This is a genomic window from Variovorax nitratireducens, assembly GCF_051216545.1.
Lineage (GTDB): Bacteria > Pseudomonadota > Gammaproteobacteria > Burkholderiales > Burkholderiaceae_C > Variovorax.
Genome location: NZ_JBPJZO010000001.1, coordinates 369,519 through 381,285, shown reverse-complemented (window position 1 = coordinate 381,285; position 11,767 = coordinate 369,519). Strand labels below are relative to the sequence as shown.

Sequence of the window (11,767 nt, the reverse complement as noted above, 5' to 3'; positions counted from 1 at the left end):
CGGACTAGCGGGTCTCGGTGCGTTCGGCCACGCGCAGGATTGCACTGCGGGCACGCGGATTGGCTGCCACTTCGGCAGCCGACGGACGCACGCGGGCCAGCGCACGCAACCGCATCGGCACCGGTGCGGCAAACGGCGCGCGGCGGTCGTACACCTCTCGCGAATGCTTCGCGATGAACTGCTTCACGATGCGGTCTTCCAGCGAATGGAAGCTGATCACCGCGAGCCGGCCTTGGGGTTGCAGCACGTCGATGCTCGCTTCTAGCGCCTGTTGCAGCTCTTCAAGCTCGGCGTTGATGAAAATCCGAAGAGCCTGAAATGTGCGCGTTGCAGGGTTCTGGCCCTGCTCGCGGGTTTTGACCGTGCCAGCCACGAGCTCGGCCAGTTCGGTGGTGGTTGAAACTGGGCCCCGTTCTTGTCGGCGAGCAACAATCGCCTTTGCAATCTGAACAGCAAACCGTTCTTCGCCATAGTCACGTATTACCTCGGCAATCTGCTGTTGTTCGGCCGTTGCCAGCCACTCGGCCACACTTTCTCCGCGCGTGGTGTCCATGCGCATGTCGAGCGGGCCGTCGAAACGAAAACTGAAACCGCGCGCCGGGTTGTCGATCTGCGGCGAGCTGATGCCCAGGTCCAGCAGCAGCCCGGCCACGCTGGCCGCCGGCAGTTCGCCCAGATCCCGGAAACCCTGGTGCCGGATGGAAAAACGCGCATCCTCGATGCGCGTTGCTTCGGCCACCGCTTCCGCGTCCTTGTCGAACGCTATCAGCCGGCCCTGCGGGCCCAGCCTCTCCAGCATCAGGCGCGAATGCCCGCCCCGCCCGAAAGTCGCATCCACGTAGGTGCCCGCTGCAGCTGCATCGGCCGCCAACAGCGCGTCGACCGCTTCGTGCAACAAGACGGTGGTATGAGTCCATGCGGTGTCCACGTACGCCTTCAGAACGCCAGATCCTGGAACGCACCCTCGGCGAGGCCAGCGGCCAGTGCCTCGGCCTCCTTGGCGTCGTGCGTGGCCTTGTCCCAGAGCTCGAAGTGACTGCCCATGCCGAGCAACAGGGTCTCACGCGTGATGCCGGTCGCCGCACGCAGCTCGGGCGACACCAGGATGCGGCCGGTGCCGTCCATCTCGACGTCCATCGCGTTGCCGAGAAACAGGCGTTTGAGCCATTGCTCCTTCAGCGGCATTGCGGCAATGCGTTCGCGGAACTGCTCCCACGCCGGACGCGGAAAGATCATGAGGCAGCCGTGCGGGTGGCGCGTGATCGTGAGCTGGCCGCCGGCGGTCGCACTCAGGACGTCACGATGCCGGGTCGGCACCGACAGCCGCCCCTTGGCATCCAGACTCAGCGATGAAGCGCCTTGAAACACGAAAAACTACCCCGGTTGTGAGAAGCTTCGGCGGCCTGAAAGAGGCATTTACCGACACTTTTTCCCACTTAACTGCACTTTTTTCCACTGTAGCAGGAAACAACTACAGCGCAACAAGGGGTCGCGGCTATTTTTTGCAATGGAATCAACGACTTAGCGGTGTTTTCGGATGCTCGAAAACACTGAATTTCGTTGCAAATGAAGCACTTAGCACACGCAATGAATGTGTTGCGTGAAGCGGCCCGCCGGGCCGCTGTCGCTCAGAGGATGAAGCGCGAAAGATCTTCGTCGTGACTTAGTGCCGCCAGGCGCTCGTCCACGTAGGCCGCGTCGATGCGGATCGACTGGCCTTCGAGCTTGGTGGCGTCGAAGCTCACTTCGTCGAGCAGGCGCTCCATCACGGTCGACAACCGGCGGGCGCCTATGTTCTCGGTGCGCTCATTGACCTCGAACGCAATGGTGGCGAGACGCGTGATGCCTTCGGGTGTGAACTCGAGCGTGACGCCCTCGGTTGCGAGCAGCGCCTGGTACTGCTTGACCAGCGAGGCGCGGGTCTGGACAAGGATGCTTTCGAAATCGGCCACCGAGAGCGATTGCAGCTCGACGCGGATCGGAAAGCGGCCCTGCAGTTCCGGAATCAGGTCGCTCGGCTTGCTGAGGTGAAACGCGCCGCTCGCGATGAACAGGATGTGGTCGGTGCGCACCACGCCGTATTTGGTGGTGACGGCCGTGCCTTCGACCAGCGGCAGCAGGTCGCGCTGAACCCCCTGCCGCGACACGTCGGCGCCCTGCGCTTCGCTGCGGGTAGCGACCTTGTCAATCTCGTCGATGAAGACGATGCCGTTCTGCTCGGCGCTGCTGATCGCCTGGGCACGAACCTCGTCCTCGTTGAGCAGCTTGCCGGCCTCCTCGTCGATCAGGAGTCGCAGGGCTTCGGCGATCTTGAGCTTGCGCGTCTTGCGCCGGGTGTTGCCGAGCTGGCCGAACATGCCGCGCAACTGCTCGGTCATTTCTTCCATGCCAGCCGGGCCCATGATTTCGAGCGGCGCGCGGGTTTCGGCAAGGTCGATCTCGATCTCCTTGTCGTCGAGCTGCTTCTCGCGCAGCTTCTTGCGAAAAGCCTGGCGCGTGGCACCGCCGCTGTCGGGGGCCGCGCCATCGGCGGTGCGCGCCGGGGGCAGCAGCACATCGAGGATGCGGTCTTCCGCCGCGTCCTCGGCGCGCATGCGCACCTTGGCGCTCGCGGCCTCGCGGGTCTGCTTGACGGCAATCTCGGCCAGATCCCGGATGATCGAATCGACGTCCTTGCCGACATAGCCGACCTCGGTGAACTTCGTCGCTTCCACCTTGATGAACGGCGCATCGGCCAGCCGTGCCAGCCGGCGCGCGATCTCGGTCTTGCCGACGCCGGTCGGGCCGATCATGAGGATGTTCTTCGGCGTGATCTCGGAGCGCAGCGTGTCGGCGACCTGTTGCCGGCGCCAGCGGTTGCGCAGCGCAATCGCCACGGCCCGCTTGGCCTGCGGCTGGCCGACGATGTGGTTGTCGAGTTCGGAAACGATTTCCTGAGGGGTCATGGACATGGAAGGAGCGGCCTCAGAGCGTTTCGATGGTGTGGTTCATGTTGGTGTAGATGCAAAGCTCGCCCGCAATCACGAGCGCCTTCTTCACCACCTGGTCGGCCGGCATGTCGGTGTGGTCGAGCAAGGCCCGGGCGGCCGCCTGCGCGTAGGCGCCGCCGGAGCCTATCGCCACGATGCCGCCCTCGGGCTCGAGCACGTCGCCGTTGCCCGTGATGATCAGCGAGGTTTCGGCATCGGCGACGGCCAGCATGGCTTCGAGCCGGCGCAGCACGCGGTCGGTGCGCCAGTCCTTGGTGAGTTCGATCGCGGCGCGCGCCAGCTGGCCCTGGTGCTTCTCGAGTTTGGCTTCGAAGCGCTCGAACAGCGTGAAGGCATCGGCCGTGGCGCCAGCAAAGCCCGCCAGCACCTTGCCGTGGTACAGACGCCGCACTTTGCGCGCGGTGCCCTTGATGACAATATTGCCCAGCGTGACCTGGCCATCACCACCGATCGCGACCTGGTCGCCGTTCGGGGTTTTGCGGCGCACGCTGACGATCGTGGTTCCGTGAAACTGTTCCATCGAAGCCATCTTGGGCCACCTGCAGGCGATGCAAGCCCTGCCCGATCAATTGCTTCGAACAGCGACGCCGGCGTGATCGGCGATGCCGATCACCTTGAAGAAAGCCGCGATCATGCGGTGGGCATCGACGAATTCGACGCGCTGGTCGCGTGCCGCACGCGCCATGACCCAGTTGAGCAGGGTGCCGGCGGCGGCGAAGTCGATCCGCACCAGCGCCGCGCACGAAATGGTCGGCGTGGCTGCGTCCATCAGCTCGGCATCGAGCTGGTGCCAGATGGCGTGGCATTCACCGCTGAGTTCGCCCGCCAGCAAGGCATGCCCGGCCGCCGCGTTGGTGGGCGTCGACTGGGCCGAGGGCCCTTGCCCGGCGGAATCCATCGAAAAGCCCGATGATGCCGACTTTTCCGCGCGTGACGCACCCACATCGGTGTAACTGCCGACAGGATCTTCCCAGGGCGGTGGCGACACCTCGTAGGCAATGCAGTAGTTGAGCGCGGCCAGCTCGAACTCGTCGGCGTCGTGCAGCACGCGCAGCACGGCCATCCGCAACTGCCACCAGACCGGGTCGGTGCGGCGGTCGTGGCTCGGCGTGGCCGCGGCAAGCACCCCCAGCAACCGATCGGCGCCAGCGAAGCGCAGTTGAACCGGCGACGCTGCCCAGTGCTCGAAAAGGGCGCGCAGCGGAGCCGCCGCATCGGCATCGATGCTGGACAGCACGCGCCAATCGAGCGTCCACACCGCGCCCGCGCCGCCCAGCGCCCGGGTCAGACCCGACAGGGAATCGCGCGTCAGCTGGTGCGGGCTGAACCAGTCGGCCGGCTCCGACGAAACGCCGGTTTGCCCGCTGCGGCTCGCCACACCGGCCGCCTGTACATCGCGCGCCAGCACGCGCAGCGAGATCCATTCGGGCCCGGGCCGCTTGAGGCGCTGGGCATAGCGGGTACTCGCCTGCACGAATTTCTCGGCGTCTCCCGTGGCGCGGTAGAGGTCGAGCAATCCGCGCCAGGTGTCGTTGTGGTCGGCCTGCGCACCATCGGGCCCCAGCGTCTGCAGCAGGATGGCCTCGGCGCCCGCGTCGTCGCCGTGCGCGAAACGGATTGCAGCCTCTTCCAGGCTGCCGTCGATCATGAGCCGCGAGGGGTGCAGCGCGCCGGCGCCACTGGGCTGCTCGGCAGGCGGTGGCGGTACGCCGGGCTCGGTGTCGGCATAGGCCCGCGCCTGCTGGGCTGCCAGCGCCTCCGGGGTCAGCGGCGGCCCGCCGTCGGCGTTTTCGCCCTGGGGGCGGCCTTTCCACCACTGCTGCGACATCTGCTCTTCGATCTCGTCGATCTTCTTGAGCGTGAGCGCGCGGCCCTCGGTCTTGCCGGTGCTGTTGATGTTGAATGAAGAAGGCTGGGCGTTTGCGTCGCGTGCGCCTGCTGCCTCGCGCTGGCGCAGTTTGCGCAGCATGTCGAACTCGCGGCGGCGCACGAAATCGTTGCGCTGGCGCCGCTCGATCATCTCCTTGAGCATCTCCCGGCTGTAGCCGGTGTCGGCCGCGCCGGCGTCCTGTTCGTCCAGCTCCGCCCAGTCCTTGAGCGGATTGCGGACGAACTTCGCCACCTTGGACAGCAGGCGACCGGGCTCCTCTTTGGCCATGTGCTTGCTGCTAGTCGCCGAACATCTTCTGCTTGAGCTCGCGGCGCTGCTGCGCTTCGAGCGAAAGCGTGGCGGTCGGGCGGGCCAGCAGGCGGCCGACGCCGATCGGCTCGCCGGTTTCGTCGCAATAGCCGTAGTCGCCGGCATCGATGCGCTGAATCGACTGCTCGATCTTCTTGAGCAGCTTGCGCTCGCGGTCGCGCGTGCGCAACTCCAGCGCGTGCTCTTCCTCGATAGTGGCGCGGTCGGCCGGATCGGGCACCACCACGGTGTCTTCACGCAGGTGTTCGGTGGTTTCGCCGGCATTTTCGAGGATGCCGAGCTTGAGCTGAACCAGCTTGAGCCGGAAGAACGCCATCTGCTTGTCGTTCATGTACTCGGCATCGGGCATCGCCACAACTTCGGCGTCGGTCAGCTGGTCGGCCGTCTTGGTCTTCCAGTTGTTGGCGAGCTTGGCGTCTTTCTTGACGGCCACGTGCGGCGGCGGCACCAGCGCGGTCGAAGCAATCTGGGTGAAGCTGGACTTGGCGGCGGTGGAGGCCACCGACTGGGCCATCGAAGGCACGGTCAGTTGCGAGAGCCGGGAGACGCGCCCGCCCCGTGCAGGCGCGGGCGCCGGCGTCGGGGTGGCGGGTGTCGCCGGGGCGGAAGAGGAGGCGGCAGCCGTTTTTTTCATGGAGGTGGGGGCAGGTGCAGGAGGGGCGGCAGGACGGCCGGCCGGTTTTGCCGTTTTGGCAGTGATGGGTTTCGAGGCGCCGGTCTTCGCGGCTGAAACCTTTTTCGCGGCCGGCGCAGCCTGCTTGACGGCCGTCTTCTTGACGGCCGGTTTGGCGGGCAGGGCCTTGGCGGCGGGTTTCTTCACGGTGACTGGCTCCTTGGACGGGCTCGAACGCGCTTTCACAGGATGTCTCCTCCCCGGGGGAACCTCGGGCCAAAGCCACGCGGGTTCCCGTTGTTCAGCATGCTCGCCTATGGCGACCCACGGGGGTTATACCCCCGAATGCAGGCCACGAACGCGCGCTCTTATGTGCCGAAAGTCACACCTCTCGCCTCGGCGAGGGGGTATGGCCCCGGAACAGGCGCGCGATTGTATAGAGAAGTTCGACTTGCGCGCTCAGCAACTCAAACCAGGCACTGGTCCAGACCCTGCTCGAGAATCTCGCGCGGCAGCTCGATGCCGATGAACACCATGCGGCTCTGACGCGCTTCGTCCTTGCCCCATTCGGGGCCCAGGTCGCTCCCCATCAGCTGGTGCACGCCCTGGAAAATGACCTTGCGCTCGGTGCCCTTCATGTGCAGCACGCCTTTGTAGCGCAGCATGCGCGGGCCGTAGATGTTGACGATGGCACCCAAAAAGTCTTCCAGCCGGGCCGGATCGAAGGCGCGATCCGAGCGGTAGACGAAGCTCTTGACGTCGTCGTCATGGTGATGGTGGTGGCCGTGCCCCTCGTTCGCGTGGGAGGGGTGGTCGCATTGCTCCCCAGGCGCGTGGTCATGGTCGTGGTGGTCGTGATCGTCTTCCTTGAGGAAGTCCGGGTCTATGTCGAGCTTGGCGTTCAGGTTGAAGCCGCGCAGGTCGAACACGTCTTTCAGCGGCACTTCGCCGAAATGCACCTTCTGCTGCGGGGCGCGCGGGTTCATGTGCTTAAGGCGGTGGATCAGCGCCTCGGTTTCTTCGGCCGCGACCAGATCGCTCTTGCTGATGAAGATCTGGTCGGCAAAACCGACCTGGCGGCGCGCTTCCTGCCGGTCGTTGAGCTGCTGCGGCGCGTGCTTGGCGTCGACCAGCGTCAGGATCGAGTCGAGCAGGTAGCTTTCGGCGATCTCGTCGTCCATGAAGAAGGTCTGCGCCACCGGACCCGGGTCGGCCAGGCCGGTGGTTTCGATCACCACGCGGTCGAAGTCGAGCAGGCCCTTGCGCTTCTTCGCGGCCAGCGTCTGCAGCGCTTCGCGCAGGTCTTCGCGGATGGTGCAGCAGATGCAGCCGTTGCTCATCTGCACGATCTGCTCCTTGGACTCGGTCACGAGGATGTCGCTGTCGATGTTTTCTTCGCCGAACTCGTTCTCGATCACGGCGATTTTCTGGCCATGCGCCTCGGTCAGGATGCGCTTGAGCAGCGTGGTTTTGCCGGAGCCGAGAAAACCGGTGAGGATGGTGGCAGGAATCAGGGCCATGGAATGCTCCGGAGGGAAAACGGGGAAGGGCGGGAAGTTTAGGCCTTCGAGAGAGTCCTTCGTCGGGGCGACATTACTTGCGCACGACCACGAGGCCTTTCAGGTACTCCCCTTCCGGGAATTCGATCGTCATCGGGTGATCCGGCGCGGCGCCCAGCCGTTCGCTGATGTAACCGTCGACCCCTGCATCGATGCCGGCCGAGGCCACGATCTTGTGGAACAGGTCGGCACCAATGCCGCCCGAGCAACTGAAGGTCAGCAGCACGCCGCCCGGTACCAGCAATTGCAGCGCCAGGCGGTTGATGTCCTTGTAGGCCCGGGCCGCGCGTTCCGCATGGGCAACGGTGGGCGCGAACTTGGGCGGGTCGAGCACGATCGCGTCGAATGTCTTGCCCTCTGCGATGAAGCGGCGCAACGTGGCATTGACGTCGGCGTCCAGGTACTGGCTGTTCGCTGCGCCGAAGCCGTTCAGCGCCACATGGGCCTCGGCCCGCTGCAAGGCCGGCAGCGACGAATCGACCGAGATCATCTCGGCGCCCTCCAGCGCGCCGGCCGCGCGCAGCCCGGCCAGCGCCGCCACGGTGAAGCCACCGGTGTAGCAGAAGCAGTTGAGCACGCGCCGGAACCTGCGGTGCTTCGCGATCTCGGCAAAGCGCTGCCGGCTGTCGCGCTGGTCGAGGTAAAAACCGGTCTTGTGGCCGGTCGCGATGTCGAGCGTGAGCTGCCAGTCGTGCTCGCGGACGGTGCGTTCGGTGGCGCCCTCCCCGCGCAGCCAGCCGGTGACCGGCTTGAGCCCTTCGCGCTCGCGCCCGCTCGCGTCCGAGCGCTCGTAGAGTTGGGCCAGGCCGGTTGCCGCGAGCAGCGCGTCGGCCAGTTGCGGCTTCCAGCGCTCGACGCCGGCCGACAGGAACTGCGCCACCAGCGTGTCGCCGTAGCGGTCGACGATCAGGCCCGGCAACCCGTCGGCCTCGCCGTGGATCAGCCGCAGGCCGTCGCTCTGGATGTCGAAAAGGCCTCTGGCGCCCACTGCACGGGCGCAGCGCGCCGTCAAAAACGAAGCATCGATGCGCTGCGTCTCGTCGAAGCTCCAGGCCCGCGCGCGGATCTTCGAGACCGGGCTGAACGCGGCCCAGGCCAGGAAGCGGCCTTCGTGTGACTCGACGCGCACGGTTTCGCCCGGGTCGGCGCCACCCTTCGCGATGGCGGACTCGAAGATCCAGGGATGGCGGCGCAACAGCGAGCGCTCCTTGCCCGGCCGCAGCCGCAGTGCTTTCATTTGTCTTCCTTGGCCTTGGCGCGCGGATGGGCCGCGTCGTACGCCTTGGCCAGATGCTGGAAATCCAGCCGGGTGTAGACCTGCGTGGTCGTGATGTTGGCGTGGCCCAGCAGCTCCTGCACCGCGCGCAGGTCGCTGCTGGACTGCAGCAGGTGGCTGGCGAACGAATGCCGCAGCATGTGCGGATGCACCGGCGCCGCCATGCCGGCCTTGAGGCTGCGCTGGCGCAACTGCTTCCAGACCGCCTGCGCCGTCCAGCGCGTGCCAGTGCGGCCGATGAACAACGCCACTGCACCGGCCGGATCGCGCTGCAGCGCAGCCGGCAACGCCGGGCAGCCGCCCCGCACCGCCAGCCAGGCCTGCAACGCCTCGGCCGCCTTGGCGCCCACCGGCACGCTGCGGCGCTTGTTGCCCTTGCCGAGCACCTGCGCTTCACCGGACGCCAGGTCGACCCAGCCACGCGCGGTCGGGCTGGCCTGCACGTCGAGCCCGACCAGCTCGCTTACACGCAGGCCGCAGCCGTACAGGAGTTCGACGACCGCGCGGTCGCGCGCCTCGGTCCACGGGTCGGCATCGGGGTCGCGGTGTTCGGCCAACCGCACCGCGTCGTCGACCGCCAGCGCCTTAGGCAGCGGCCGATCCGCCTTGGGGGCGTGCACGTCCTGCACCGGGTTGCTGCCGATCAGGCCCTCGTTGCCGAGCCAGCGGTAGAAGCTGCGCCAGCACGAGAGCACCAGTGCGATGCCGCGTGATTCGCGGCCGGCGCTGTGCAATTGCGCCATCCAGCGCCGCACATGGGCTGTTTGCACCTGCTCGAGTGGCAGGTTCGCGGCGGCCGCCTTTTCGGTCAGCGTGCCGAGGTGGATTGCATACAGCTCGACCGTGCGCGCCGCCAGGCGGCGCTCGACCCGCACATGCTCGAGGTATTTGTCGATCAGCCCGTCGCTGCGTTCAGAAGTAGCCATTCAGGCCATTGTTGACGATCGCGAGCGGCTCGCGAAGCGCGCCCTTGAACACCATGCCCCAGCGGCGCCAGCACGAACTCGGCGCGGCGGCGTACTGCACGTCGAACTCGCGGTCGAAGCCGCTGGCGCGCGCCAGCCGCTCGACGCGCCACAGGTGATAGGGCTCCGACACCACCACGACGCTACGCACCCCGGCCGCCTGCAACAGCGCGCGCGACATCGACAGGTTCTGCCGCGTCGACGACGACACCGCCTCGAGCTGCACAGGCCCGGCGTAGCCGATCCGGCGCGCGTGGCGCTCCATCACCTCGGCCTCGATGCGGCCGTCTTCCCGGTCGACACCGCCCGACATCAGCAGGCGCTGCACCGTGCCGGATTGCGCCAGCGCCACGGCGGTGTCGACGCGCCCGGTCAGGCAGGGGTTGGGTTTGCCGCGCAGCCAGGCGCGATTGCCGAGCACCAGCGCCACCTCGGCGGTGCGCGTCGGCGGTTGGGCCAGCAGCGCACGCGCGTGCTGCCAGACCGTGGCCCAGATGGCGGCATAGCCCAGCAGCAGGACAACAAATACGGCCAACAGCGGCCGCAGCCAGCGCCGCAGGCGTCGCCTCAAGGCCGCAGCCGCGAGAGCGCGGCCGACGCCAGCTCAGCGATGCGCTCTAGAAAGTCGGTGCCCATGTCGGTGTTGAAGCGCGCCGCATCGGGCGACGCCAGCACCAGCAAGCCGAAGGCCGGCGCCTCGGGCTCGGCGCGCAACGGAATCAGGGCGATGGAGATTGCGGCGCGCACGTCGCCGAGCCAGTTGGCCGCCTCGAAACCGGCATTGAGGCCGCAGTACGGCGCGGTCAGCGAGGTGGCCAGCGCCTTCACGTCATCGCTGACCCACTGGGCATAGCCTTCGCTCGCGTAGGTCTCGTCGCAGTCCCAGACCTTGATGGCGATCTGCGGCACCAGGAACAGCGCCTGCAGGTCGGCCGCGATCTGCCAGGGCAGGCCGCGCGGGTCGCGCGTGGTGAGCAGGCCGCGCGTCCAGCGCTGCAGCCGGTCGGCCGTGACGACGTTTTCGGTGCCATGGCGCACCATGTCCATCAGGCGATGCTCGAGCGCCTTGATCTTCTCGCGCAGCATTTCGGCTTGGCGCTCCTGCAGGCTCACGGCCCGGTTGCCGTGCGGGCTGGTGAGCTGCACCTGCGCCAGCAACTGCGCATGGCGCTCGAAGAAGTCGGGCGTGTTCGACAGGTAGTTGGCGATGTCGTCTTCGGTGATCGGGTTCATGGCGTCTGCTGCGTGGATGGATTTCATGGCTGCTCCGGTACCTCGATGTCGCCCTCGAATACGGTGACGGCCGGGCCGGTCATCAGCACCGGCTGGCCGATACCGGCCCACTCGATGGTGAGGCGGCCGCCGTGCGTGTCGACGTCGACGCGTGCATCGAGCAGGCCGAGCCGGATGCCCGCCACCACCGCGGCGCAGGCGCCGGTGCCGCAGGCCAGCGTTTCGCCGGCGCCGCGCTCGAACACGCGCAGCCTGATCTGCGAGCGGCTCACCACCTGCATGAAGCCGGCGTTGACGCGCTGCGGAAAGCGGGGATGGTGCTCGATCAGCGGGCCTTGAAGGGCCACCGGGGCAGTGTCGACGTTATCGACCACCTGCACCGCGTGCGGATTGCCCATCGAGAGCACCGCAACGGAAATGATGGCGCCCTCGGCCCGTGTGGAAAGCGCCAGGTGCCATGTGTGCCACGCCCCTTCAGGTTGCGGGGTGAGCCCCGCAGCGTCGAAAGGCACCTGCGCCGGCTCGAAGACCGGCGCGCCCATGTCGACCGTGACGCGCCCGTCGGCGCCCATGCGCGGCTCGATCACACCCGACAGGGTCTGCACGCGCACCGCGTCCTTGGTGGTCAGGCCCTGCTCGCGCACGAAGCGCATGAAGCAGCGCGCGCCGTTGCCGCACTGCTCGACCTCGCCGCCGTCCGAGTTGTGGATCACGTACTGGAAGTCGATGCCCGGTGCCGGCGAGGGCCGCACGGTGAGGATCTGGTCGGCGCCCACGCCGAAGTGGCGATCCCCCAGAAAGCGGTATTGCGCGGGCGTCAGCGCGAGCGAGCCGCGCGTTTCGTCCAGCACGACGAAGTCATTGCCGGCCCCTTGCATCTTGGTGAAGCGGATTCGCATGCGGGGATTATCTGCTGCGCTTCGGACGCGCC

Annotated in this window: 12 protein-coding genes; all 12 read right to left on the bottom strand. The window is 66.9% G+C overall.

The features are described from left to right. Positions 1 to 4: 4 nt before the first annotated feature. The 12 genes from rsmH to dapF all read right to left on the bottom strand — a co-directional run bounded on the left by rsmH (position 5) and on the right by dapF (position 11,735). Positions 5 to 928, bottom strand: coding sequence for a 16S rRNA (cytosine(1402)-N(4))-methyltransferase RsmH (gene rsmH / locus ACSFA8_RS01840; RefSeq protein WP_435477818.1), 924 nt, complete (start codon positions 926 to 928; stop codon positions 5 to 7). Positions 929 to 936: 8 nt separating this feature from the next. Further along, entirely contained in the window at positions 937 to 1,368 is a 432-nt protein-coding gene (gene mraZ / locus ACSFA8_RS01835; protein ID WP_435477817.1) for a division/cell wall cluster transcriptional repressor MraZ, read from the bottom strand. Positions 1,369 to 1,628: 260 nt separating this feature from the next. Continuing rightward, positions 1,629 to 2,951, bottom strand: coding sequence for an ATP-dependent protease ATPase subunit HslU (gene hslU, locus ACSFA8_RS01830; RefSeq protein WP_435477816.1), 1,323 nt, complete (start codon positions 2,949 to 2,951; stop codon positions 1,629 to 1,631). A gap of 13 nt (positions 2,952 to 2,964) precedes the next feature. Then, on the bottom strand, positions 2,965 to 3,510 hold the full coding sequence (gene hslV, locus ACSFA8_RS01825; RefSeq protein WP_286541673.1) for an ATP-dependent protease subunit HslV: 546 nt from the start codon (positions 3,508 to 3,510) through the stop codon (positions 2,965 to 2,967). A gap of 45 nt (positions 3,511 to 3,555) precedes the next feature. Then, positions 3,556 to 5,148 (bottom strand): STAS domain-containing protein, encoded by a 1,593-nt coding sequence (locus ACSFA8_RS01820; RefSeq protein ID WP_435477815.1) that lies wholly within the window; start codon positions 5,146 to 5,148, stop codon positions 3,556 to 3,558. A gap of 10 nt (positions 5,149 to 5,158) precedes the next feature. Continuing rightward, the gene (gene dksA / locus ACSFA8_RS01815; RefSeq protein WP_435477814.1) at positions 5,159 to 6,010 is read right to left on the bottom strand and encodes an RNA polymerase-binding protein DksA; all 852 of its coding nucleotides are present in this window, start codon (positions 6,008 to 6,010) and stop codon (positions 5,159 to 5,161) included. Between the two features lie 260 nt (positions 6,011 to 6,270). Further along, on the bottom strand, positions 6,271 to 7,323 hold the full coding sequence (locus ACSFA8_RS01810) for a CobW family GTP-binding protein (protein WP_435477813.1): 1,053 nt from the start codon (positions 7,321 to 7,323) through the stop codon (positions 6,271 to 6,273). A gap of 73 nt (positions 7,324 to 7,396) precedes the next feature. Next, positions 7,397 to 8,599 (bottom strand): class I SAM-dependent rRNA methyltransferase, encoded by a 1,203-nt coding sequence (locus ACSFA8_RS01805; protein WP_435477812.1) that lies wholly within the window; start codon positions 8,597 to 8,599, stop codon positions 7,397 to 7,399. Next, positions 8,596 to 9,564 carry a tyrosine recombinase XerC gene (locus tag ACSFA8_RS01800; RefSeq protein WP_435477811.1) on the bottom strand — a complete coding sequence of 323 codons (969 nt, stop codon included), beginning with the start codon at positions 9,562 to 9,564 and terminating at the stop codon, positions 8,596 to 8,598. The genes ACSFA8_RS01805 and ACSFA8_RS01800 overlap by 4 nt, the downstream gene beginning before the upstream one ends. Further along, complete coding sequence (locus tag ACSFA8_RS01795) at positions 9,551 to 10,174, bottom strand: YdcF family protein (RefSeq protein ID WP_435477810.1); 624 nt, start codon at positions 10,172 to 10,174, stop codon at positions 9,551 to 9,553. Before ACSFA8_RS01795 ends, ACSFA8_RS01800 begins: the two co-directional genes overlap by 14 nt. Continuing rightward, a complete protein-coding gene (locus ACSFA8_RS01790) occupies positions 10,171 to 10,863 on the bottom strand; it encodes a DUF484 family protein (RefSeq protein WP_435477809.1) in 693 nt (230 codons plus the stop codon). Before ACSFA8_RS01790 ends, ACSFA8_RS01795 begins: the two co-directional genes overlap by 4 nt. Beyond that, positions 10,860 to 11,735: a diaminopimelate epimerase gene (dapF, locus tag ACSFA8_RS01785; RefSeq protein WP_435477808.1), complete on the bottom strand. Its 876-nt coding sequence runs from the start codon at positions 11,733 to 11,735 to the stop codon at positions 10,860 to 10,862. The genes ACSFA8_RS01790 and dapF overlap by 4 nt, the downstream gene beginning before the upstream one ends. Positions 11,736 to 11,767: the final 32 nt, after the last annotated feature.

Excerpts from the sequence above, each read along its gene's own strand:
- hslU (WP_435477816.1), bottom strand. The coding sequence starts at position 2,951 with ATGTCCATGACCCCTCAGGAAATCGTTTCCGAACTCGACAACCACATC.
- hslV (WP_286541673.1), bottom strand. The coding sequence starts at position 3,510 with ATGGAACAGTTTCACGGAACCACGATCGTCAGCGTGCGCCGCAAAACC.
- ACSFA8_RS01820 (WP_435477815.1), bottom strand. The coding sequence starts at position 5,148 with ATGGCCAAAGAGGAGCCCGGTCGCCTGCTGTCCAAGGTGGCGAAGTTC.
- ACSFA8_RS01810 (WP_435477813.1), bottom strand. The coding sequence starts at position 7,323 with ATGGCCCTGATTCCTGCCACCATCCTCACCGGTTTTCTCGGCTCCGGC.
- ACSFA8_RS01805 (WP_435477812.1), bottom strand. The coding sequence starts at position 8,599 with ATGAAAGCACTGCGGCTGCGGCCGGGCAAGGAGCGCTCGCTGTTGCGC.
- ACSFA8_RS01800 (WP_435477811.1), bottom strand. The coding sequence starts at position 9,564 with ATGGCTACTTCTGAACGCAGCGACGGGCTGATCGACAAATACCTCGAG.
- ACSFA8_RS01790 (WP_435477809.1), bottom strand. The coding sequence starts at position 10,863 with ATGAAATCCATCCACGCAGCAGACGCCATGAACCCGATCACCGAAGAC.
- dapF (WP_435477808.1), bottom strand. The coding sequence starts at position 11,735 with ATGCGAATCCGCTTCACCAAGATGCAAGGGGCCGGCAATGACTTCGTC.